This window comes from Streptomyces sp. NBC_00376, from assembly GCF_036077095.1.
Lineage (GTDB): Bacteria > Actinomycetota > Actinomycetes > Streptomycetales > Streptomycetaceae > Streptomyces.
In genome coordinates, this window is sequence record NZ_CP107960.1 from 6,923,976 (window position 1) to 6,947,326 (window position 23,351).

Sequence of the window (23,351 nt, forward strand, 5' to 3'; positions counted from 1 at the left end):
CACGCTCACCGGTCCGGCCACGCGGAGAGCCGCAGCCCGCTCTCGAAGCGGCGCGGTTCGCCCGTGACCGGATCGGTGAACTCCAGCACCCGGGCCAGGAGTTGGAGCGGTTGCGCGAAGTCGTCCGGTGCCCCTTCCGCCTCGACCACCGGATAGACCGGGTCGTGGACGATCGGCAGCCCCAGGCCGTTCATATGGACCCGCAGCTGATGGGTCCGCCCGGTGGCGGGCAGCAGCCGGTAGCGGCCAAGACCCGCCCGGTGCTCCAGCAGCTCGATCCGGCTCTCGCTGTTCGGCTCGCCCGGCTCCTCCCGGGCGGCGATGACCCCGCGCTCCTTCACGATCCGGCTGCGCACGGTGCGCGGGAAGGCCCGCGCGGGATCGTACGGCGCCACCGCCCCGTACTCCTTGCGCACCAGACGGTCCCGGAACATCGTCTGGTACGCGCCCCGCTCCCCGGGCCGTACGACGAACAGCACGAGACCCGCGGTCAGCCGGTCCAGCCGGTGCGCCGGCTGGAGCGAGGGCAGGTCCAGCTCGCGGCGCAGCCGGGCCACCGCGGTCTCGGTGATGTGCCGGCCGCGCGGCGTCGTCGCCAGGAAGTGCGGCTTGTCGGCGACGACGAGATGCTCGTCGCGGTGGACGACCCCGACCGGGAACGGCACCGGTTCCTCCGGCGCGAAATCCCGGTGGAACCAGATGTACCGGCCCTTCTCGTACGGCTCGTCGGCGGACACCGGGCCTCGCACCGAGACGAACCGGCCCTCGGCGAACATGGCGTCCACCCGCCGCACCCCGATCGCGTCCGAGAACCGCGCCAGCAGGTGATCACGCACCGTCGGCCACGCACCGTCCGGATCCTCCGGGAGCCGCAGCCGGACCGGATCGATCCCGTCCCGCTGCGGCAGCGGCGCCGCCGGGGGCTTCGCACGCCCCCTCATCGGGGAACGCCGACCACTACGGCGGTGCTCATGGTGCCGGCTCCTCGCTCCGTCGCCCGGGATGTCCGCACATTATCGCCGGTCACCGGGCCGGCACCCTCACGCGCCCGGCAGCGTCACCTTCTCCGGACCGCAGCCGATGAGCTCGGCCCCCGTCGAGCCGGCCGTGCAGCGCATCCGACGCCGGTTCGGGATGTGCCCGGTACACATGAGCGGGTCCAGCGGGGCGGCGGCCACACAACGCGAAAGCGCCGATCAGGACTGCTCCTGATCGACGCTTTCGCATTGTGTCCGAGGGGGGACTTGAACCCCCACGCCCGATAAAGGGCACTAGCACCTCAAGCTAGCGCGTCTGCCATTCCGCCACCCGGACTAGGTGTCTGTCTCGCGGGCTCCGGCCCGTTCCGACGTGGAAAACAATAGCAAACATTCGGGGGTGCTCGATCACGCCCCGGACAGCGTGAAGGGCGCATGACGAGGGGCGGGTGCCCTTGGGCGTACGGGCCGGGCGCGGGAGGATGAGGGGGAGCACCACAGCGACGGTGGAAGGAAGCAGCGTGAGCGAGACCAGCACGGCTCGGACCGGCTCCGGCGAGGACGAGGTCGTGGACCTCTGTCGTGAGCTGATCCGGATCGACACCAGCAACTACGGGGACCATTCGGGACCGGGGGAGCGGGGCGCGGCCGAGTACGTCGCGGAGAAGCTCGCCGAGGTCGGGCTGGAACCCCAGATCTTCGAGTCCCACAAGGGCCGCGCCTCGACCGTGGCCCGGATCGAGGGCGAGGACCCGTCCAGGCCCGCGCTGCTCATCCACGGTCACACCGACGTGGTTCCGGCCAATGCCCACGACTGGACCCACCACCCGTTCTCCGGCGAGGTCGCGGACGGCTGCGTGTGGGGCCGGGGCGCGGTCGACATGAAGGACATGGACGCGATGACCCTCGCGGTCGTCCGTGACCGGATGCGCAGCGGCCGCAAGCCCCCGCGCGACATCGTGCTGGCCTTCGTCGCGGACGAGGAGGCGGGCGGAACGTACGGCGCGCGGTACCTCGTGGACAAGCACCCCAGCCTCTTCGAGGGGGTCACCGAGGCGATCGGCGAGGTCGGCGGCTTCTCCTTCACGGTGAACGAGAAGCTGCGGCTCTACCTCGTCGAGACGGCCCAGAAGGGCATGCACTGGATGCGGCTCACCGTGGACGGAACCGCCGGCCACGGCTCGATGACCAACGACGACAACGCGATCACCGAGCTCTGCGAGGCGGTCGGACGGCTCGGGCGGCACAAGTGGCCGGTCCGGGTGACCAAGACCGTGCGGTCCTTCCTCGACGAGCTGTCCGACGCGCTCGGCACCCCGCTCGACCCGGAGGACATGGAGGCCACGCTCGCCAAGCTGGGCGGCATCGCCAAGATGGTCGGCGCCACGCTCCGCAACTCCGCCGCCCCCACCATGCTGGGTGCCGGCTACAAGGTGAACGTCATCCCCGGCCAGGCCATCGCCCATGTCGACGGCCGGTTCCTGCCCGGTTACGAGGAGGAGTTCCTGGCGGATCTGGACCGGATCCTCGGCCCGCGCGTGAAGCGCGAGGACGTGCACGGCGACAAGGCGCTGGAGACCAGCTTCGACGGCTCGCTCGTCGACGCGATGCAGGTCGCCCTGAAGGCGGAGGACCCGATCGCCCGTGCCGTGCCGTACATGCTCTCCGGCGGCACCGACGCCAAGTCCTTCGACGACCTGGGCATCCGCTGCTTCGGATTCGCCCCGCTGAAGCTGCCCCCGGAGCTCGACTTCGCGGGCATGTTCCACGGTGTTGACGAGCGCGTGCCGGTGGATGGTCTGAAGTTCGGTGTGCGGGTGCTCGACCGTTTCATCGACAACTGCTGACGCCTTGCCGGTGTTTCGCCGACTTCCCGCACCAACAATCGCCAGCTTGTGCGTATTTGACCGGAACGAGTGAAAGGGAGCGCACGCTCGTAGCCCGATTACCTCTTCCTCGTTACAGGTGATGCGGTCCGCGGCTGGGACCGCATTGCCAACTAGGAGGAATAATGATCAAGAAGGTCGTCGCTGCTGCGGCTGTCACTGGTGGTCTGGTGCTCGCTGGCGCGGGCATGGCCGTCGCGGACTCCGGTGCCCAGGGCGCCGCAGTCGGCAGCCCCGGCGTGATCTCGGGCAACAACATCCAGGTGCCCGTCCACGTGCCGGTGAACGTGTGCGGCAACACGATCTCCGTGATCGGGCTGCTGAACCCCGCCTTCGGCAACACCTGCGTCAACGCCTGACGTCGTGCGTCAACCCGTAAGGGTTTGAATCCGGTCGGCCCCGGAGTGCACACCATGCACTCCGGGGCCGCTGGGTACTTCGCCCCCGCACGGTCGAGTCCGGGGGTTTTCCGGAAGGCAGAAGGCAGGAAACAACCTATGCGACAGGTCACGCGTAAAGGCCTGATCACCATGGCGGCGGCGGGCGGGGCGCTCGCGCTGAGTGGCGGTTACGCGCATGCGGACGCGGGAGCGTCCGGCGAAGCGACGAATTCCCCGGGGGTGCTGTCAGGGAATTCGGTACAGATCCCGGTCCATGTACCGGTCAACGTGTGCGGCAACTCCGTGGACGTCGTGGCACTGCTCAACCCGGCGTTCGGAAACACCTGCGGAAACGGTTCGCAGGACGACTCCCAGGGGAGGCACGTCTCCGGCAGCCGCGTCTCCGGCGACCTCACCCAGGCGAGTCGGCCCGGCACGGGCAAGCACCGGGCCCCGATCGGCGGCGGGCCGACAGCCCGAAGCGGGGCGACGGCCCAGAGCGGGGCGACGGCCCAGGGCGTCACGACGGGCTCGCCGGGGGTGCTGTCCGGCAACAACATCCAGGCGCCCATCGACATCCCCGTGAACGCCTGCGGGAACAGCATCACCATCGGCGGTCTGCTCAACCCAACCCTCGGCAACGACTGCGAGAACGGCCCGGACGCCGTCACGCCGCCCATCGGCACCCCGCCCCCGGTCACCCCGGTCACCGAACCTCCGGCTCCCGGACCGCGGACCGTGCCGAACGTGCCCGAGACCCGGAACGTCGCAAACGTGGCGCAGCTGGCACACACCGGAGGGGGCGGGCTCGACCTGCTGATCCCGGCGAGTGCGGGCCTGCTGATGGCAGGTGCGGGCACGATGCTCTACCGCCGCGCCCGGACGTCCGCGTAACGGACCGGGACGGCGAGCGAGCAGGAAGAACGGAGCGGGCCCCGCGGATGCCGGGCCCGCTCCGGCTTACCAGGTGGCCCGGAGCTGGCGGATGATCCGCCGCCGCAGGCGCACCCTTCGACTGCCGTCGCGACGCAGCGTCAGCCGGTCCAACTCCCAGTGACCGTACTCGGCATGGTCGGTCAGCAGGCGGGCTGTCTCCTTCCGGGAAACCCCGCGCGGCACGTACACATCGACAAATTCGTATTCCGGCATCGCATCTATTGTGCGGGCAGAGCCCGTGTACGGATAGCGTCTGCACTATGTCTGATGCTGCGCAGCCCACTGCTGCCGAGGTACGCGCCGCCGCCGAGGCGGTCAAAGCCGCGCTCGACCACCACCTCGCGGCCGTCGAACGCCGGACCGGGGACGACGACGTGGCCGTCTATGACGCGTTCAACGCACTGGCCGCTGCCGCCGAGTTCTACGACGAGTTGCTCTACGACCGGTACGACGAAGTCACTCCTTTCGAGATCCCGGGTGCGGAGGATTCGCTGCCGCCGTACACCGGCCCAGAGGAGCCGAACGCACTCAGTGTGCTGATCCGGCGCGACTACGCGGTGGTGGAGCCGCCGAGGCTGCTCGCACAGGCCCAGCGGATCGCCGACCTCGACCAGGACGAGCGCAGCGGGAGTGCCGCGGTGGTCGGCTCCAGCGTCCACGCGGCGCTCGGCGTGCTCTTCGGGGAGTACGAACCCGACGAGATCGCCTCCCGGCACACGGAGTTCGGGCTGGAGGAGGGGGACTCCACACTCTGGGTCACGGCTGCCGAGGAGCTCCCCGAGGCGGGGGAGTGGCTCGGTGCGCCCTTCGACGACGCGGATCCGCAACTGGTGGTCTGCCGCTTCGACGTCAGCGCCGTCTTCGACGAGGACGAACCGGACGAGGAGCCGGCCCGCCTGGACCCCGTCTGACCCCTGCCGTCGGGCGGCGGGCCTGCTGATCCGTCGGCCGGACGGGCTATGTGCCGAGCCCGTCCGGCCCTGTCGTCCCCGACGGGACCCGGTCAGCGGGCCGGGGTCTCCAGCAGGGTGCGCAGCCGCGTCGTGCGGTCCTGGGCCGGAGGCTGGGCGACCGCGCGCGGCAGCGCCTGATCCACCCCGTGCACCACGGACAGATGGCGCTCGCCGCGGCTGAAGGCGGTGTACACCCAGCAGCGGCTCAGTCCCTGCGCCGCGTCGCCCGGCAGCACGACGACCACCGCGGGCCACCGCATCCCGGCCGCCTGGTGGGCGCTGAGGGCCCAGCCGTGGCGCACGGAGGACTCCACCCGCTCCTGGGCCACGACGACCTCCGTGCCCGCGCAGTCCAGATGCAGGCCCTCGGCGTCCGCCGAGACGACCACACCCGGCTCGGTCCTGCCCGGCGCCGGGACGTGGGCGACCCGGTCGCCCGGGTCGAAGCCGCCGAACCGGCCGGGCCCGGGGTTGAGCCGCTGCTTCAGCGCCGCGTTCAGCGCCCGGGTGCCCGCCGAGCCGCCGTGGCCGACGGTGATCACCTGGGTGTCGGACGACGGTACGCCGATGGCGCGCGGCACCGAGTCGGCCACCAGCTGCACGGTGCGGTGCACCGCCTCGCCCGCATCGCGCACGGGGACGATCACCACCTCCTTGCCGGGCGCCTCGACCTGGTTCAGCTCGCCGATGCCGATGCCGGAGACGAGCTCGCCGATGGGTCCCGGATCCGGCGTACGGGAGACGATCTGCGGGCACGCGCGGGCCGCCAGCACATCCGCGAACACCCGCCCCGCACCGGCCGATCCCAGCACCCCGGGATCGCCGCTGAGCACCAGGCGGGTGCCGTCGGCCAGCGACTCGACCAGGATCGCGGCGGTCTCCACGTCCAGCTGCGGGGCGTCCAGCACGACGAGCAGGTCGACGGCGACGGCGCCTTCCTCGTCGCGTCCCGGGCCCTGCTCGCCCGAGAGCAGACCGGCGAGGGTGACGGCCGTTTCCGGGGCACCGGTCGCCGCGGCCAGCCGGCGCCTGCCGTCGGCGCTGTGCGTGGCGCCCAGGGCGCGCAGCCCGAGAGCGCGGGCCGCGGTGATCAGGGCGGCGGGCTCGGCCCTGGCGGCCTCGCCCCCGGTGTGTGCCACCAGGCCGTGGGCCGCGACCGCGCGGATCAGCTCGGCCGCCGACGGGGAGCTCGCGGCCGAGGCCGCCTCCGTCCAGTCGGCGTCCTTCTCGCAGGCGTTGACCAGCCGGGCCAGGCCGTCGGCGAGGCTCTCCTCGGCGAGTGCGTAGCGGTCGAGGCCGAGCAGTACCTGCACCGGCTCCTGCCCGGCCCGCTCGGCGCCCGCGCCGGGTTCCTCGCCGGATTCCGCAGGTGCCCCGGCCCCCTGCCCGTCGTGGTCCTGCCCGTCCTGTCCGTCGTCCTGGAAGACCAGGACGACGCCCTCGGCGACAGCGTGCTGCACGGCGGCGTCGGGATCGGTCACCGAACGCTCGGCGAGCGCGGCCCGTACCTCCGACGCGTCCAGGGCCGTGTGGCCCCGAAGCGCGGCCCGCTCCAGCAGCCAGCCGACCAGGGCGGCGGTCCGCCGCTCGTCGTCCGGACCGCACTCGGCACCGAGCAGGGCCCGCGCGAACCCGTCCGCCTGCTCGGGCCTGACCCCCGGCACGGCCAGCAGCTGCCAGGGGTCCACGCGCAGGGCGTCGGCCGCCTGCGCCCCGAGGGTTTCGGCCGCCGGTCCCGCCAGCGCCGCCGGAGCCCCGCCGTCGGCCAGCACGGCGGCGGTCGCGGCGACGGCCTGCGGCGAGGCGCTCTGCGGCGCCCGCGCCGGTTCGGGGGCGCGGGGGCGGGCCGGAGCGGGCTCGGGTGCGGTCCGGCGGGGGGCGGCGGGTGCGGGCGAGTCGAAGAACGAGGTGGCCGACTGCTCGCCGCTCTCCACCGCGCGCACGGCCGCCAGCAGGTCTGCCGCCTTGCCGCTCAGCTTCCCCCCAGCGGCGATGGGGCCCGCCTTCTCGGCCTTGCGCTTCTCGATCCGCTCCTGGAGCTCACGCTGGGCGGCGAGCTCGGCCTCGGCCTCGGAGAGCTGCGCGGGGGCGGCGTCCGCCCCGTCCCCGGCGCCGTCGGCCGTGTCCTCCGCGGCCTCGGCCGGCTCGGCCGGTCCGTCGTCCGTCGTCCCGTCCGCGGAGTCGTCGGGGCCGTCGGAGTCGTCGGCTCCGTCCGGCCCGTCGTGCGTCGCTTCGGCCGCGGCTCCGGCCGGTTCGCCGTCCGCCGCATCGTCGGGTCCGCCGTCCGTCGCTTCGGCCGGTCCGCCGGTGCCGGGGGCCGGCTCCGTGTCGCCCGCCCCGGTGGGCCCGGGGGCGCCGCCCTCCGTCTCCGTCCCGTCCCCGGTGGACGGGGCGGGCACGTCGGCGGAGGGGGGCGCGACGACGGCGTCGTCGGCGGCCGGGGAGCCGGGGGTTTCCCCCCGGGGAAGCGCAGTCACAGCGTGCTCCAGTCCTGGTCGGGATAGCGGTGCACGGGCGCCGACACATCGTCGAGCGCCTGGCAGATCTCGTCAGGAAGACTAAGCGCCTCCACTGACAACGCCTCCGTGAGCTGCTGCGCATTGCGCGCGCCGACGATCGGGGCCACCACGCCGGGCCGGTCCCGCACCCAGGCGAGAGCCACCTGGAGCGGCGTCGTGGCCAGCCCGTCCGCAGCCGTCGCCACCGCGTCCACCACGCGGCTCGCGGCCTCGTCGAGATACGGCTCGACGAACGGGGCCAGCAGCTCCGAGGCACCGCGCGAGTCCGCGGGAGTGCCCGACCGGTACTTCCCGGTGAGGACCCCGCGGCCCAGCGGGGAGGAGGGCAGCAGCCCGACACCGAGATCGAGGGCGGCGGGCAGCACCTCCCGCTCCACCCCCCGCTGCAACAGCGAGTACTCCATCTGCGTGCTCGCCAGCCGGGTGCGCACCCCGGGCGAGGCGAGCTGCCAGGTCGCCGCCTTGGCCAGCTGCCAGCCGCAGAAGTTCGACACCCCCGCGTACCGGGCACGCCCGCTGGACACCGCCAGATCCACTGCCTGAAGGGTCTCCTCCAGCGGGGTCCCCGGGTCGAAGGCGTGGATCTGCCACAGATCCACGTGGTCCGTGCCGAGCCGTTCCAGGGAGGCGTCCAGCGCGGCCAGCAGATGCCCGCGCGATCCGTCGAACCGGCGGTAGGGATCGGCCACGCTGCCGGCCTTCGTCGCGATGACCAGATCGTGCCGTGGCACCAGGCCGCCGACGAGTTGCCCGAGCAGATACTCGGCCTCCCCGCCGCCGTACACATCGGCCGTGTCGACCAGCGTGCCGCCCGCCTCCCAGAAGGCCTTCAGCTGTTCGGCGGCGTCGTGCTCATCGGTGTCCCGGCCCCAGGTGAGGGTGCCGAGCCCGATCCGGGACACTCGAAGGCCGGTGCGGCCGAGATGCCTCTGCTCCATGGGCGCTGAGATTACTGGCCGGAAGCCGACTCGGCGGAAGCCTGTGGACAACGCGGCGTCAAGTCGCCCCTGCCGGATCGCGCCGCCGCGCGCTAGAGTCCGGAGCTCAGGGACGTTACTGATCGGTAAGGGGAGCGGCTATGCGGCTCGGCATCAATCTCGGTTACTGGGGCGCGGGAATGGACGGCGACAATCTCGCCGTCGCCCAGGAGGCCGACCGGCTCGGATACGACGTGTGCTGGGCGGCCGAGGCGTACGGCTCCGACGCGCCGACCGTGCTCTCCTGGGTCGCCGCCCGGACCGAGTCCATCGACGTCGGCTCCGCGATCATGCAGATCCCGGCTCGCCAGCCGGCCATGACGGCGATGACCGCCGCCACCCTCGACTCGCTCTCCGGCGGCCGGTTCCGGCTCGGCCTCGGCGTGTCGGGACCGCAGGTCTCCGAGGGCTGGTACGGCGTCAAGTTCGACAAGCCGCTGGCCCGTACCCGGGAGTACGTCGAGATCGTCCGCAGGGCCATGTCCCGCGAGCGGCTCTCCTACGAGGGACAGCACTGGACGCTGCCGCTGCCGGACGGTCCGGGCAAGCCCATCAAGCTGACCGTCCACCCGCAGCGCGAGCACATCCCGCTCTACATCGCCGCGATCGGCCCGAAGAACCTGGAACAGACCGGCGAGATCGCCGACGGCGCGCTGCTGATCTTCCCCTCCGCCGAGCACCTGGAGGACACGGCGCTGAAGTACCTGCGGGCGGGCCGGGAGAAGGCCGGTCTGACCATGGCGGGCTTCGACGTCTGCCCGACCCTGCCGCTCGCCGTCGGCGACGACGTCAACGGCCTCGCGGACATGTTCCGTCCGTACACCGCCCTGTACGTGGGCGGCATGGGCAGCCGGAAGCAGAACTTCTACAACCAGCTCGCGCAGCGCATGGGCTATGAGAAGGAAGCCGCCGAGATCCAGGACAAGTACCTGTCCGGCGACAAGAGCGGCGCCGCCGCCGCCGTACCGCACCAGCTGATCGACCAGACCACGCTGCTCGGTCCGGTCGAGCGGATCGCCGAGCGGATGCAGGCCTACGCCGCCGCGGGTGTCACGACACTGACCCTCGCCCCGGCCGGATTCACGCTGGAGGAGCGGCTCACGGCCCTGCGGGCCGGTACGGACGCGCTGGAGCGCTCCGGGCTCGCGTAAGCCCCGGGAGGCAGCTCTACGGCCGTGGTGGGGGCTCGGGGGCTCCCCGCCACGGCCGTTACGCATATCAACGCGCGCACGGCAGTTCGGTTACGCCGGGCCGCACCCCCATCCGGAGTAGCCGGGGCTCGTTCCTGTTGCCCGCGTGGGTGTGCCGCACTTGACTGTCGCTCGGTGGATGCGGCACGGAGGTGGCAGTGATGCTCTCGGCAAGGAACCTGTTCCAGGAGATTCTCGAAGACGACGAGTCGTTCCGGCTGTTCTGTTCCATCGCGGCCGGCGGGGAGGCCCAGGGCGGCTGGGAGAACGGCCGTATCGCCGCCCTGGTGCCCGAGAGCCAGCGCGCCCTGGCGCCCAAGATCGCGCGGCACGGTGCCGACGAGGACAAGCACGGCCGGATCTTCAACGCGCTGCTGAAGAAGCGTGGGCTCCAGCCTGCGGAGGTCCCGCACGAGACCGACTACACGATGCTGCTGGAGAAGCACGGCATCGGCCTCGCCCACGAGCAGCTGCGGGGCGAGGAACGGCTCTCCGAGCGCGACATCATCACCTACCTCGCCCACAGCCGGGTCACCGAGCAGCGCGCCTCCGAGCAGATGGCCCTGCTGCGCAAGTACTTCGCCGACCACCCCGACCTCGGCCGCGCCGTGAAAATGATCTCGAACGACGAGGACAACCATCTGGCGTACTGCCACGAGGAACTGCTCCGCCTCGCACGGGCCGGACACGGCCGCACCGTCCAGCACATCCTGCGCGAGTGCGCGCTCGTCGAGATCCGGGTCTACCGCGACGTCAGCCTCGCCGTGATGGACCACATGGGCCGCATCCTGGGCTGGCCCCGGGTCAGATCGGCGGTGCTGGCCGCCGGGATCCACGCCGTCTACACGTACGAACGGCTCGTCGGGTGGCGGCGCATGGTGAGCCTGGAACAGCCCGAGCGGCGCGACGCGCTGGGCGGTCCCGCCACGCCGGAGCCCGGGTTCGCCTGAACCGGGCGGGGCGCCCGCCCGTACTTCAGAGCCAGCCGCGACGCTTGAACTGCCGGTACAGCCCGAAGACCACGGCGGCCATCAGCGCGATCACCGCCGGATAGGCCCACACCCAGCGGAGTTCCGGCATGTGGTCGAAGTTCATGCCGTAGATCCCCGCCACCATCGTCGGCACGGCGGCCATCGCCGCCCAGGCCGAGATCTTGCGCATGTCGTCGTTCTGCCGCACGCCCACCTGGGCCAGATGGGCCGAGAGGATGTCGGAGAGCAGCCGGTCCAGCCCCTCCACGTACTCGTTGGCGCGCGTCAGATGGTCGCTGACGTCGCGGAAGAACGGCTGCGAGTGTTCGTGGACGAACGGCACGTCCGCGCTCGCCAGCCGGGCCATGGGGGAGCTCAGCGGTCCGGCCGCCCGGCGGAACTCCAGGATCTGCCGCTTGAAGGTGTAGATGCGGGACGCGGTGCTCTTGGTGTCACCGACGCCGGTCGGCGCGAAGACCTCGGCCTCCAGCTCCTCCAGGTCGACCTGGAGCTCGCCCGCGACCTCTATGTAGTGGTCGACGACGGCGTCACTGATCGCGTACAGCACCGCCGTCGGCCCGTGCTTGAGCACCTCCGGCTCGGCCTCCAGGCGGCGGCGCACCGCGGCGAGCGGCGCGCCCTCCCCGTGCCGGACCGTCACGACGAACGAATCGCCGATGAAGGCCATCAGCTCGTCGGTGGTGACGGTGTCGCTGCTCTGCTCGTACACCACCGGCTTGATGACCGCGAAGAGCGAGTCGTCGTACACCTCCAGCTTGGGGCGCTGGTGCGCGCTCAGGGCGTCCTCCACGGCCAGCGGATGCAGGCCGAACTCGCTGCTGACGAGGCCGAACTCCTTCTCCGTCGGCTCGTGCAGCCCGATCCAGAGGAACGCGTCGCCGGTGGCCCGTGCCTCTTCGAGGGCATCGGAGAGGTCGGCGGGGCCGTCGGTGCGGCGCCCGTCCCGGTAGATGGCACAGTCCACGATCACGGCGCGCATTCTTCCCTGCCGCGGTCCTGGGCGCACCTCATCGGCGTCGGCGGCCAGCCCTTAGGCTGGCCCGTATGCCCACCCTGATCCTCGTACGCCACGGACGCTCCACCGCCAACACCGCCGGGGTGCTCGCGGGCCGCACTCCCGGGGTCGCGCTCGACGAACGCGGTGCCGAGCAGGCCGCGGCGCTGCCCGGACGGCTCGCCGGGCTGCCCCTGGCCGCCGCCGTCAGCAGCCCGCTCCAGCGCTGCCGGGAGACCCTGCGGCCGCTGCTCGCCGCCCGTCCGGAGCTGGAGCTGCACACCGAGGACCGGATCAGTGAGTGCGACTACGGCGACTGGTCGGGGCGCAAGCTCGCGGAACTCGCCGACGAACCCCTGATGGGCGTAGTGCAGCAGCACCCGTCGGCCGCGGCGTTCCCCGGCGGCGAGTCGATGCGCGGCATGCAGGCGCGAGCGGTCGACGCCGTACGGGACTGGAACGCCCGTATCGAGGCCGGGCACGGCGACGACGCCATGTACGTGATGTGCTCGCACGGCGACATCATCAAGGCCCTGGTCGCCGATGCGCTCGGCATGCATCTCGACCTCTTCCAGCGGATCCACGCCGACCCCTGCTCGGTCACCGCGATCCGCTACACCAGGCTGCGGCCCTTCCTGCTGCGGCTCGGCGACACCGGGGACCTTGCGTCGCTGGCGCCGCGCGAACACCCGCGCCCGGAGGGCTCGGACGCGGACGCGGCGGTCGGGGGCGGCGCTGGGGCACCGTGATCGCTTCGCGCAGTAGGGTGGACGCTCCGTAGGCGCCTTGCCCCGGGGAATGTCCCGGGCCCCGGCCGCCCCCCATCCACCGTCGAGTTCAAGGGAGACAGGACGTGTCCCGTCAGGTGTTCCTCTACGACCCCCCGGACCGCTTCGTGGCCGGTACGGTCGGGTTGCCTGGACGTCGTACGTTCTTCCTGCAGGCATCCTCAGGCGGACGTGTCACCAGCGTGGCCCTGGAGAAGACCCAGGTCGCCGCGCTCGCCGAGCGGATCGACGAACTGCTCGACGAGGTGGTGCGGCGGACCGGCGGGAATTCCCCGGTGCCCGCCGTGGCGCCGATGGACGTCACCGACACCGCGCCCCTGGACGTCCCCGTCGAGGAGGAGTTCCGGGTCGGCACGATGGCGCTCGCCTGGGACGGCGAGGAACAGCGCATGATCGTCGAGGCGCAGGCGCTGGTCGAACTGGACGTGGAATCCGACGAGGATCTCGCCGAGGCCGAGGAACGGCTGCTCCAGGACGAGGAGAACGGACCGCCGATGCTCCGGGTCCGTCTCAGCGGCGCGCAGGCACGGGCCTTCGCCAAGCGCGCCCTGGACGTCGTGAACGCCGGACGTCCGCCGTGCCCGCTGTGCAGCCTGCCGCTAGACCCGGAAGGACACGTATGCCCGCGCCAGAACGGATACCGTCGCGGAGCCTGACCGGCAGCGAACTGGTCGATCTGCTCACCGAGGGCGAGCTCACCGTTCTCGGACAGATCCGCGGCGCGTCCAACGCGGTGCTCTACTGCACGGTCGCGCGCGACGGCGAGGAGGCGGCCTGCGTCTACAAGCCGGTGGCCGGCGAGCAGCCCCTGTGGGACTTCCCGGACGGCACGCTCGCCGCCCGCGAGGTGGCCGCGTACGAGATCTCCGAGGCGACCGGCTGGGGCCTGGTGCCGCCCACCGTGCTGCGGGACGGCCCGTACGGCGAGGGCATGTGCCAGCTGTGGATCGACGCGGCACCCCAGCGCGACGAGGACAACGAGAATGGCGGGGACGGCGAGGCGGGCGAGCCGCCACTGCTCGCGCTCGTCGAGGACGAGGAGCCGGGGGAGGGCTGGAAGGCCGTCGCCCACGCCGAGGTCGGTGAGGGCAGGACGGCCCTGCTGGTCCACGCGGACGACGCCCGGCTGCGGCGGCTGGCCGTCCTCGACGCGGTGATCAACAACGGCGACCGCAAGGGCGGCCATCTGCTGCCCGCACCCGGCGGCCGGCTCTACGGCATCGACCACGGTGTGACATTCAACGCCGACGACAAGCTGCGCACGCTGCTCTGGGGCTGGGCGGGGGAGCCGCTGACGGCCGAGGCCGTCGAGGTCGTGGAACGGCTGGGCGCGGAACTCGCGCCGGGAACCCCGCTCGTCACCCGGCTGGCCGAGCTGATCACCGAGGTCGAGATCGAGGCGTTGCGGGGCCGTGTGGCGGGGCTCAGGGCGACGGGCAGACACCCGGAGCCGAGCGGGCAATGGCCGTCGATCCCCTGGCCCCCGGTCTGAGCGGAGCAGCGGAAACGGGGTGGCGGGGCGCGGACCGGGGTGACCGGGCCGTCTCCCCAAGCAGATGGAACCGCCCGGCGCAAGAGTGCCTCTTCGGTCAAGATCCGGCATCCGGTTCGTATCCGGAACATGCATCCGGTTACGCTCGTGACATGCATGCCTGGCCCGCTTCTGAGGTCCCCGCCCTGCCTGGCAAGGGCCGCGACCTTCGGATCCACGACACCGCGACCGGCGGACGGATCACCCTTGACCCCGGTCCCGTCGCCCGCATCTACGTCTGCGGCATCACGCCGTACGACGCGACCCACATGGGTCATGCGGCGACCTACAACGCGTTCGACCTCGTTCAGCGCGTGTGGCTCGACACCAAGCGGCAGGTTCACTATGTCCAGAACGTGACCGACGTGGACGACCCGCTCCTGGAGCGGGCCGTGCGCGACGGCCAGGACTGGACCGAGCTCGCCGAGCGCGAGACGGCCCTGTTCCGCGAGGACATGACCGCCCTGCGCATGCTCCCGCCGAAGCACTACATCGGCGCCGTGGAGGCGATACCCGGCATCGTCCCGCTGGTGGAACGGCTCCGCGACGCCGGCGCCGCCTACGAGCTCGACGGCGACGTGTACTTCTCCGTCGAGACCGACCCGCACTTCGGCGAGGTCTCCAACCTCGACGCCGAGGCGATGCGGCTGCTCTCCGCCGAACGCGGCGGCGACCCGGAGCGCCCCGGCAAGAAGAACCCGCTCGACCCGATGCTCTGGATGGCCGCCCGCGAGGGCGAGCCGAGCTGGGACGGTGGCTCGCTCGGCCCCGGCCGGCCCGGCTGGCACATCGAGTGCGTCGCCATCGCCCTGGACCACCTCGGCATGGGCTTCGACGTCCAGGCCGGCGGGTCCGACCTCGCCTTCCCGCACCACGAGATGGGCGCCTCGCACGCCCAGGTGCTGACCGGTGAACACCCCTTCGCCCAGGCCTACGTGCACGCCGGAATGGTCGGCCTGGACGGCGAGAAGATGTCCAAGTCCAGGGGAAACCTGGTCTTCGTCTCGCAGCTGCGCCGCGACGGCGTGGACCCGGCGGCGATCCGGCTGGCGCTGCTGTCGCACCACTACCGGTCCGACTGGGAGTGGACGGACCAGGTGCTCGCCGACGCGGTGGAGCGGCTGGCCCGGTGGCGGGCCGCCGTCTCCCGGCCCGACGGACTGCCCGCCGATGCCCTGGTCGAGGAGGTCCGCGAGGCCCTCGCCGACGACCTGGACGCGCCGGCCGCGCTGGCCGCCGTGGACCGCTGGGCCGAGCGGCAGAACGCCGAGGGCGGTACGGACGAGGGCGCGCCCGGCCTCGTCTCGCGCACCGTCGACGCACTGCTGGGCGTCGCCCTGTAGCGCCGCGCAGGGTGGCAACCCGCTGATATCCACCGGACGTTCCGGACGAACCGGCCTTGGACTTCTCGACGAAGTTCAGGGCCGGTTCCGTTTTGTCCATGGTCAAGTGCTCGATGCTGCGCTAAAAGCGCTCTATGCAATCATCAACGCGCATCAGAACGGCGGCAGTTGCAGCCTTGCTGGGGTTGCTCGCCGTCCTCTCGGGACCAGGTGCGGCCCAGGCCGGTGCTGCCGAGCCGGACACCACGGTCGGCGACCTCACCGGGTTCTCCGCCGACGGATCCGTCTACCACCTGAAGGCCGGAGCCGCCGAGGCCCGGGTCAGCTTCGTCTCCGACGAGACCTTCCGCATCGAACTCGCCCCGGACGGCACGTTCTCGGACCCGACGGGCGACGACATCGTCCTGCCGCAGGGCACCCCGCCGCACACCCGGTGGAAGGAGCGGAGCGACCGCTACGAACTCTCCACCTCCGACGTCACCCTGCGGGCCTACAAATCTCCCCTGCGCTTCGCCCTGTACCGGGCGGACGGCAGCCAGGTCTGGTCCGAGGCCAAGGGGCTGAGCTGGAACGGCGGGAAGACCACCCAGACGCTGGCCCGCGGCGCGGACGAGCAGTTCTACGGCGCCGGCATGCAGAACGGCCGGGGCAACACCTCGCACCGCGACAAGACCGTCGAGGTCGGCGTCGACTACAACTGGAACGACGGCGGCCACCCCAACTCGGTGCCGTTCTACCTCTCCTCGGCCGGCTACGGCGTCTTCCGCAACACCTACGCGCCGAACACCTACGCCTTCAACGACCCGGTGACCACCAGCGCGAAGGAGCAGCGCTTCGACGCTTACTACTTCGCGGGCGACAGCGCCAAGGACGTCATCGGGCAGTACACGAAGCTCACCGGCAAGCCCTTCCTGCCGCCGGTGTACGGGATGGAGATCGGCGACGCCGACTGCTACCTCCACAACGCCAACCGCGGTGAGCGCCACACCCTGGACGCCCTGAAGGTCGCCGACGGCTACGTCGAGAACGACATGCCCAACGGCTGGATGCTCGTCAACGACGGCTACGGCTGCGGCCACGAGGACCTCGCCGAGACGGCCAAGGGCCTCCAGGACCGCGACATGCAGCTCGGCCTGTGGACCCAGGACGGCATCGACAAGATCGCCGAGCAGGTCAAGGCCGGCCAGCGGGTCGCCAAGCTGGACGTCGCCTGGATCGGCGCCGGCTACAAGTTCGCCCTGGACGGCTGCAAGGACGCGTACAAGGGCATCGAGGACAACAGCGACGCCCGCGGCTTCACCTACGCCCCCGAGAGCTGGTCGGGCGCGCAGCGCTGCGGTGTGCAGTGGTCCGGCGACCAGTACGGCACCTGGGACTACATCCGCTGGCAGATCCCGACCTACGCGGGCGCCACGATGTCCGGTCTCGCCTACACCACCGGCGACGTCGACGGCATCTTCGGCGGCAGCGCCAAGACGTACACCCGTGACCTCCAGTGGAAGATGTTCCTGGGGACCACGATGACGATGGACGGCTGGGCGGCCAGCGACAAGCAGCCCTTCCGGTACGGGGAGCCGCACACCACGATCAACCGCGACTACCTCAAGCTCAAGGAGTCGCTGCTGCCCTACCAGTACTCCTACGCGCACGAGGCGACGAAGACCGGCGTCGGCATGGTCCGCCCGCTCGTCCTCGAATACCCGGACGACCCGAAGGCGGCGACGGACGCGGCGAAGTACGAATTCATGTCCGGCGAGGACTTCCTCGTCGCCCCGGTCTACCAGGACAGCACCGAACGCGACGGCATCTACCTGCCGAAGGGCACCTGGACCGACTACTGGAGCGGGCGGACCTACGAGGGGCCGGTCACCCTCGACGACTACAGCGCCCCGCTCGACACCCTGCCGCTGTTCGTCAAGGGCGGTGCCAGCGTGCCGATGTGGCCCGGCATCCGCTCGTACAAGGACCGCACCGCCGGCTCCCCGCTCGCCTGGGACATCTACCCGCAGGGCAAGTCGTCCTTCACGCTGTACGAGGACGACGGCGTCACCCGGCAGCACCGCGACGGCAAGTACGCCACCCAGCGGGCCGACGTCGACGCACCGGTTCGGGGCGCGGGCGACGTGACCGTGCGGATCGGCGCGAGCAAGGGGGAGTTCACCGGCAAGCAGGGCAAGCGCCCGTACGAGTTCAGCGTGCACACCGGTTCCGCCCCGAGCGCGGTCGAACTCGGCGGGAAGCTGCCCCGGCTGGACTCCGCCGCCGCGTACAAGGCCGCGAAGCAGGGCTGGTGGTACGACCGGGACGACCGCGGCGGCGTCGTGAAGATCAAGACCGCGCCGCTCTCCACCGCCGGGTCGTTCTCGGTGAAGCTGAAGAACACCAGCGCGGTCGGCGGGCGGACCGCCGCGGCGAACGCCGTGGTCTCCGCGCCGTCCGGCCAGGAGGTCGGCGCCGGGGCCGAGGGCACCGTCACCGTCGACGTCACCGCGGGCACGGCCGATGTGACGGATGCCCAGGTCGGTCTGGACGTCCCCGAGGGCTGGCAGGTCGCCGGGCCCGCGAAGGTGGACCGGATCCCGGCGGGCACCACCCGGCGGGTCGAGGTCTCCGTCACCCCCGCGAAGGACGCCACGGCGGGAGAGGCACGGATCACCGCCCTCGTCCGCTACCGGTCGGCCGGTGAATCCCGCACCGCCACCCAGCGGTTCGCCGCCGGAGTGATGCCACCGCCGCCCACCGGTGAGGCCTGGGCGAGCGATCTGGTGTGGCTGAAGTCCACCAACGGCTACGGACCGGCCGAACGCGACCGCAGCAACGGCGAGTCGGGCGCCACCGACGGGCACCCGCTGACCCTCGCCGGGAAGACGTACGAGAAGGGGATCGGCACCCACGCCGACTCCGACATCGAGGTCTATCTCGGCGGGCGCTGCACCACGTTCACCGCGGACGCGGGCATCGACGACGAGATCAACGGCTACGGGGAAGTGGCCTTCTCCGTCGAGGCGGACGGCAAGGTGCTGTGGACCTCCCCGAAGGTGACCGGGGCCTCGGCGACCGTGCCGGTCGACGTGAAGCTCGACGGTGCGCGCCATGTGCACCTGAAGGTCACGGACACCAACGGCTCCAAGACCGGTGACCACGGGGACTGGGCCGGAGCCCGGTTCACCTGTTCCTGAATGTCCCGGACAGCACGGGAGCGCCGGGCGGTCACGTACCCGCCCGGCGCTCCACCGGTCCCGTCAGTCCTCCGGGGAGTCCTCCGGCGGACCCTGGGGTCCCTCGCCGTCCCCGCCGCCGTCGCCCTCCCGGTCGGCCGGTGGCTGCCGGCCGGGTCCGTCCGCGGGCGGCGTGCCGGGTCCCGTGTCGCCCCCGGTCTCGGGACGGACCGGCTTCGGCGGCCGGGTGCGGCCGCTGGAGGTGTCGCGCAGGTACGAGGTGTCGCCGCTCTCCGTCGCGTGCCCGCCCGGTGCCTGGCCCGGACCGATGTCCCTGCGGCGCAGATACCGCTCGAACTCCCGGGCGATGGCCTCGCCGCTCGCCTCGGGCAGCTCGGCGGTGTCCCGGGCCTCCTCCAGCGTCTGCACGTACTCGGCCACTTCGCTGTCCTCGGCGGCCAGTTGGTCGACGCCGAGCTGCCAGGCGCGCGCGTCCTCGGGCAGTTCGCCCAGCGGGATGCGCAGACCGATGAGGTCCTCCAGCCGGTTCAGCAGCGCGAGCGTGGCCTTCGGGTTGGGTGGCTGCGACACGTAGTGCGGCACCGCCGCCCACAGGCTCACCGCGGGCACGCCCGCGTGCGTGCAGGCCTCCTGGAGGATGCCGACGATGCCCGTCGGCCCCTCGTACTTGGTCTCCTCCAGGTCCATGGTCCGCGCCAGGTCCGGGTCGGAGGTGACTCCGCTGACCGGCACCGGCCGGGTGTGCGGGGTGTCGCCGAGCAGGGCGCCCAGGATCACCACCATCTCCACTCCCAGCTCATGGGCGAAGCCCAGGATCTCGTTGCAGAACGAGCGCCAGCGCATGGATGGTTCGATACCCCGGACCAGGACGAGATCGCGGGGCTTGTCCCCGCCGACGCGGACCACGGAGAGCCGGGTGGTCGGCCAGGTGATCTTGCGCACCCCGCCGTCCAGCCAGAGCGTCGGCCGGTTGACCTGGAAGTCGTAGTAGTCCTCGGCGTCCAGCGCCGCGAACACCTCGCCCTTCCACTCCCGGTCCAGGTGCGCGACCGCCGTGGAGGCGGCGTCCCCTGCGTCGTTCCAACCCTCGAACGCGGCCACCATGACCGGGTCGATCAGCTCGGGAACCCCCTCGAGCTCGATCACCCAGGCCTCCTTCCGAAGTTCCCTTGTGTACCCATCAACCTTACGGCTTCCGGCCACTTGCGCCGCAGCCCGAGCACACGGCCGGGCGAACCCGGCCCGCACAGGCGTATCACCGGTCGAATCAGGGCATCAGACCCGGGATACATCCGAGCTGTGATGGGTAGATTTCGTTCAGGCGCTGGACGTTGGGGTCTTCGTGGCGCTATACATCGGATGACCAGAACAGAGGTCCGATGTTATTCCCCTGGGGGCGCACATGAGTCAGACCGTCACGGATTTCGAGGTCCACGACATCCGTTTTCCGACCTCGGAACAACTGGACGGCTCGGACGCCATGAACCCCGATCCCGACTACTCGGCTGCCTACGTCGTACTGCGCACCGATGTCCAGGACCGCACGGGCGGACCGGACAGCGGCAGCGGCGGCATCGAGGGACATGGCTTCTGTTTCACCATCGGGCGCGGCAACGAGGTGATGGCCGCCGCCATCGACACGCTGCGCCCCTATCTGTTGGGGCGCCCGGTGCCCCGCACCGCGGCCGATCTCGCCGCACTGCACCGCGAGCTCACCCATGACTCGCAACTGCGCTGGCTCGGCCCGGAGAAGGGCGTGATGCACATGGCGGCCGGAGCGGTCGTCAACGCCGCCTGGGACCTGGCCGCCAAGCTCGCGGGCAGGCCGGTCTGGGAGTTCCTCGCCGGGATGACGCCCGAGGAGCTCGTCTCCCTCGTCGACTTCCGGTACCTCACCGACGCCCTCACCCCCGACGAGGCCCTGGAGATCCTGCGGGCCGCCGAACCCGGCCGGGCCGAGCGCGCCGAGCGGCTGCGTGCCGAAGGGTACCCGGCGTACACCACCTCGCCCGGCTGGCTGGGCTACAGCGACGACAAGCTGGTCGGGCTCGCGAAGGAGGCCGTCGCCGACGGCTTCACCCAGATCAAGCTGAAGGTCGGCGGCAGCCTGAGCGACGACGTCCGCAGACTCGCCCTGGCCCGCGAGGCCGTCGGACCGGACATCCGGATCGCCGTCGACGCCAACCAGCGCTGGGACGTCCAGGACGCGGTCGAGTGGATGACCGCGCTCGCGCCGTACGACCCGCACTGGATCGAGGAACCGACCAGCCCCGACGACATCCTCGGCCACGCCGCCGTCCGCGCGGGCCAGCCGGTCAAGGTCGCAACCGGCGAACACGTCGCCAACCGGGTCGTGTTCAAGCAACTGCTCCAGGCCGGGGCCGTCGACTTCGTCCAGATCGACGCGGCCCGCGTCGCGGGCGTCAACGAGAACCTGGCGATCCTGCTGCTCGCCGCCAAGTACGGCGTGCCGGTCTGCCCGCACGCGGGCGGGGTAGGACTCTGCGAGCTGGTGCAGCACCTCTCGATGTTCGACTACGTGGCGGTCTCAGGCAGTTGGGACAACCGTGTGATCGAGTACGTCGACCATCTCCACGAACACTTCGCCGATCCCACCGTGATCGAGTCGGGCCGCTACACCGCGCCGAGCTCCCCGGGCTTCTCCGCCCGGATGCTCCCCGAGTCGATCGACGCACACCGCTATCCGGAGGGCGCCGTATGGCAGTCCCGCCGCACCACCGAGGAGGCCGGCCGATGACCGCGACGAGCGACTTCGAAGGAATGGGAGCCCTGGTCACGGGCGGCGCCTCCGGCATCGGGGCCGCCGTCGCGACCATGCTGCTGGCGCGCGGCGCCCGGGTGGCCGTACTGGACCGGGAGACCGCGGGCGCCCCCGAGGGCGTCCTCGCCGTCAAGGCCGACGTCACCGACGACGACGCGGTGCGCGAGGCGGTCGACCGGGCCGCCGCCGAACTGGGCGCACTGCACACCGTCGTCTCCAACGCCGGCATCGGATCCATCGGCACCGTCGAGGACAACGCCGACGAGGAGTGGACCCGGGTCCTGGACATCAACGTCCTCGGCATGGTCCGCACCGCCCGGCACGCCCTGCCCCATCTGCGGCGCGCGGCGGCCGACCGCCCAGGCGCCGTCTCGATCACCCAGACCTGCTCCATCGCGGCGACCGCCGGGCTGCCGCAGCGCGCCCTGTACAGCGCGAGCAAGGGCGCGGTGCTCTCGCTGACCCTGGCGATGGCCGCCGACCACGTCCGCGAGGGCATCCGGGTCAACTGCGTCAACCCCGGTACGGCGGACACCCCGTGGATCGGCCGGCTCCTCGGCCAGGCCGACGACCCGGCAGCCGAGCGGGCCGCGCTCAACGCCCGCCAGCCTCTGGGACGGCTGGTGTCGGCCGACGAGGTGGCCGCCGCGATCGTCTACCTCGCGAGCCCCGCCGCCGCCTCGGTCACCGGCACGGCGCTGGCCGTCGACGGCGGCATGCAGGGGCTGCGCCTGCGCCCCGCCGAGAGCTGACGACCGGGGGAGCGCGGCCCGAGCCGCGTCATGGGCCGCGCCCCCCGCGCACGATGCACCTCCGCGCACGATGCACCTCCGCTTTGCCGACAGGGCTCCGAGCCGGTACTCACAAAGGACGGGACACCAATGAGAGTGCGTACGACGAGTGCGGCGGCCTGCGCCGTACTGCTGGCAGTCACCGCCCTCGCGGGCTGCAACCGCGAGTCGACCGCCGACGGCGCGGGCGGCGGGAAGGTCGGGATCGACCTGCCGCGCAGCGACAGCGACTTCTGGAACTCGTACCAGAACTACGTGGAGAAGGGTGTCGAGGCCGGCGAGGTCAAGGCGCTGCCGCTGACCAACTCGCAGAACGACATCGGCAAGCTGGTCGCCAACGTCCAGACCTTCACCGACCAGGGTGCCAAGGCCGTGGTGATGGCACCGCAGGACACCGGTGCGATCGCCGAGTCGCTCAACACGCTGAACGAGAAGAAGATCCCGGTCGTCAGCGTCGACACCCGCCCCGACAAGGGCAACATCTACATGGTGGTGCGCGCCGACAACAAGGCGTACGGGACCAACGCCTGCAAGTACCTCGGCGAGCAGCTCAAGGGCAAGGGCAAGGTCGTCGAGTTCCAGGGCGACCTCTCCTCGATCAACGGCCGCGACCGGTCCGAGGCGTTCAAGGCCTGCATGGACAAGGACTTCCCCGGCATCAAGGTCTTCGAGCTGGCCACCGACTGGAAGGGCGACGTCGCCTCCGCCAAGCTCCAGGCCACCCTGGCCGCCAACCCCGACATCAACGGCATCTACATGCAGGCCGGCGGTGTCTTCCTGCAGCCCACCCTCGCCCTGCTGGAGCAGAAGAAGCTGCTGAAGCCGGCCGGTACGCCGGGGCACATCACGATCATATCCAACGACGGCATCCCCGAGGAGTTCGACGCCATCAAGGCCGGGAAGATCGACGCGACGATCTCCCAGCCCGCCGACCTGTACGCGAAGTACGCGCTGTACTACGCCAAGGCGGCCCTGGACGGCAAGACCTTCAAGGAAGGCCCCACCGACCACGACTCCAACATCATCAAGATCCCGAACGGCTTCGAGGACCAGCTCCCCGCGCCGCTGGTGACCAAGGACAACGTCGACGACCCGAAGCTGTGGGCCAACCAGCTGGAGAAGAAGAGCTAGCC

20 protein-coding genes and 1 tRNA gene are annotated in these 23,351 nt (G+C 71.4%); 14 read left to right on the forward strand and 7 right to left on the reverse strand.

The features are described 5' to 3' along the window. Nucleotides 1-5: 5 nt before the first annotated feature. Nucleotides 6-941 (reverse strand): pseudouridine synthase, encoded by a 936-nt coding sequence (locus tag OG842_RS31255; RefSeq protein ID WP_266736115.1) that lies wholly within the window; start codon nt 939-941, stop codon nt 6-8. A 288-nt stretch (nt 942-1,229) separates the two neighbouring features. Next, a tRNA-Leu gene (locus OG842_RS31260) sits at nt 1,230-1,314 on the reverse strand. Between the two features lie 184 nt (nt 1,315-1,498). Between OG842_RS31260 and OG842_RS31265 the strand changes: the two genes are divergently transcribed. From OG842_RS31265 to OG842_RS31275, 3 genes are all read left to right on the forward strand, one after another. Then, complete coding sequence (locus OG842_RS31265) at nt 1,499-2,824, forward strand: M20/M25/M40 family metallo-hydrolase (RefSeq protein ID WP_266736114.1); 1,326 nt, start codon at nt 1,499-1,501, stop codon at nt 2,822-2,824. A 164-nt stretch (nt 2,825-2,988) separates the two neighbouring features. Further along, on the forward strand, nt 2,989-3,222 hold the full coding sequence (gene chpH, locus OG842_RS31270) for a chaplin ChpH (RefSeq protein WP_266736113.1): 234 nt from the start codon (nt 2,989-2,991) through the stop codon (nt 3,220-3,222). A gap of 138 nt (nt 3,223-3,360) precedes the next feature. Continuing rightward, nucleotides 3,361-4,137 (forward strand): chaplin, encoded by a 777-nt coding sequence (locus OG842_RS31275; RefSeq protein ID WP_323185874.1) that lies wholly within the window; start codon nt 3,361-3,363, stop codon nt 4,135-4,137. 66 nt (nt 4,138-4,203) lie between these two features. Here the strand turns inward: OG842_RS31275 and OG842_RS31280 are convergent, their stop codons facing one another. Further along, a complete protein-coding gene (locus tag OG842_RS31280) occupies nt 4,204-4,392 on the reverse strand; it encodes a DUF5703 family protein (protein ID WP_030918345.1) in 189 nt (62 codons plus the stop codon). Between the two features lie 47 nt (nt 4,393-4,439). Between OG842_RS31280 and OG842_RS31285 the strand changes: the two genes are divergently transcribed. Beyond that, a complete protein-coding gene (locus OG842_RS31285; RefSeq protein WP_266736111.1) occupies nt 4,440-5,090 on the forward strand; it encodes a hypothetical protein in 651 nt (216 codons plus the stop codon). Nucleotides 5,091-5,182: 92 nt separating this feature from the next. Here OG842_RS31285 and OG842_RS31290 read toward each other — a convergent pair whose 3' ends face one another. Then, nucleotides 5,183-7,609 (reverse strand): helix-hairpin-helix domain-containing protein, encoded by a 2,427-nt coding sequence (locus OG842_RS31290; RefSeq protein WP_266736109.1) that lies wholly within the window; start codon nt 7,607-7,609, stop codon nt 5,183-5,185. After that, nucleotides 7,606-8,589 carry an aldo/keto reductase gene (locus tag OG842_RS31295; protein ID WP_266736107.1) on the reverse strand — a complete coding sequence of 328 codons (984 nt, stop codon included), beginning with the start codon at nt 8,587-8,589 and terminating at the stop codon, nt 7,606-7,608. Before OG842_RS31295 ends, OG842_RS31290 begins: the two co-directional genes overlap by 4 nt. Before the next feature lie 140 nt (nt 8,590-8,729). Here OG842_RS31295 and OG842_RS31300 point away from each other — a divergent pair, with 140 nt between their 5' ends. Then, nucleotides 8,730-9,779 carry an LLM class F420-dependent oxidoreductase gene (locus tag OG842_RS31300; protein WP_266736105.1) on the forward strand — a complete coding sequence of 350 codons (1,050 nt, stop codon included), beginning with the start codon at nt 8,730-8,732 and terminating at the stop codon, nt 9,777-9,779. Between the two features lie 200 nt (nt 9,780-9,979). Beyond that, nucleotides 9,980-10,768: a ferritin-like domain-containing protein gene (locus OG842_RS31305; RefSeq protein ID WP_266736104.1), complete on the forward strand. Its 789-nt coding sequence runs from the start codon at nt 9,980-9,982 to the stop codon at nt 10,766-10,768. 25 nt (nt 10,769-10,793) lie between these two features. Here the strand turns inward: OG842_RS31305 and corA are convergent, their stop codons facing one another. Continuing rightward, nucleotides 10,794-11,789, reverse strand: a complete 996-nt coding sequence (corA, locus tag OG842_RS31310; RefSeq protein ID WP_266736102.1) for a magnesium/cobalt transporter CorA — start codon at nt 11,787-11,789, stop codon at nt 10,794-10,796. 65 nt (nt 11,790-11,854) lie between these two features. Between corA and OG842_RS31315 the strand changes: the two genes are divergently transcribed. The 5 genes from OG842_RS31315 (at nt 11,855) to OG842_RS31335 (ending at nt 18,645) form a co-directional block, all read left to right on the forward strand. Then, nucleotides 11,855-12,553 carry a histidine phosphatase family protein gene (locus OG842_RS31315; RefSeq protein WP_266736101.1) on the forward strand — a complete coding sequence of 233 codons (699 nt, stop codon included), beginning with the start codon at nt 11,855-11,857 and terminating at the stop codon, nt 12,551-12,553. A gap of 104 nt (nt 12,554-12,657) precedes the next feature. Further along, nucleotides 12,658-13,248 (forward strand): DUF3090 domain-containing protein, encoded by a 591-nt coding sequence (locus tag OG842_RS31320; RefSeq protein WP_124718684.1) that lies wholly within the window; start codon nt 12,658-12,660, stop codon nt 13,246-13,248. Further along, a complete protein-coding gene (locus tag OG842_RS31325; protein ID WP_266736100.1) occupies nt 13,212-14,084 on the forward strand; it encodes an SCO1664 family protein in 873 nt (290 codons plus the stop codon). Before OG842_RS31320 ends, OG842_RS31325 begins: the two co-directional genes overlap by 37 nt. Before the next feature lie 152 nt (nt 14,085-14,236). Further along, nucleotides 14,237-15,466, forward strand: a complete 1,230-nt coding sequence (gene mshC / locus OG842_RS31330; RefSeq protein ID WP_266736099.1) for a cysteine--1-D-myo-inosityl 2-amino-2-deoxy-alpha-D-glucopyranoside ligase — start codon at nt 14,237-14,239, stop codon at nt 15,464-15,466. A gap of 134 nt (nt 15,467-15,600) precedes the next feature. Beyond that, nucleotides 15,601-18,645 carry an NPCBM/NEW2 domain-containing protein gene (locus tag OG842_RS31335; protein WP_266736098.1) on the forward strand — a complete coding sequence of 1,015 codons (3,045 nt, stop codon included), beginning with the start codon at nt 15,601-15,603 and terminating at the stop codon, nt 18,643-18,645. Between the two features lie 63 nt (nt 18,646-18,708). Here the strand turns inward: OG842_RS31335 and OG842_RS31340 are convergent, their stop codons facing one another. Further along, on the reverse strand, nt 18,709-19,791 hold the full coding sequence (locus OG842_RS31340) for a PAC2 family protein (RefSeq protein ID WP_266736097.1): 1,083 nt from the start codon (nt 19,789-19,791) through the stop codon (nt 18,709-18,711). 256 nt (nt 19,792-20,047) lie between these two features. Here OG842_RS31340 and OG842_RS31345 point away from each other — a divergent pair, with 256 nt between their 5' ends. The 3 genes from OG842_RS31345 to OG842_RS31355 all read left to right on the forward strand — a co-directional run bounded on the left by OG842_RS31345 (nt 20,048) and on the right by OG842_RS31355 (nt 23,349). Beyond that, entirely contained in the window at nt 20,048-21,403 is a 1,356-nt protein-coding gene (locus OG842_RS31345; RefSeq protein WP_266736096.1) for an L-fuconate dehydratase, read from the forward strand. Then, nucleotides 21,400-22,179, forward strand: a complete 780-nt coding sequence (locus tag OG842_RS31350; protein WP_266736094.1) for an SDR family NAD(P)-dependent oxidoreductase — start codon at nt 21,400-21,402, stop codon at nt 22,177-22,179. The genes OG842_RS31345 and OG842_RS31350 overlap by 4 nt, the downstream gene beginning before the upstream one ends. A 129-nt stretch (nt 22,180-22,308) precedes the next feature. Then, nucleotides 22,309-23,349 (forward strand): sugar ABC transporter substrate-binding protein, encoded by a 1,041-nt coding sequence (locus tag OG842_RS31355; protein ID WP_266736092.1) that lies wholly within the window; start codon nt 22,309-22,311, stop codon nt 23,347-23,349. Nucleotides 23,350-23,351 lie beyond the last annotated feature (2 nt).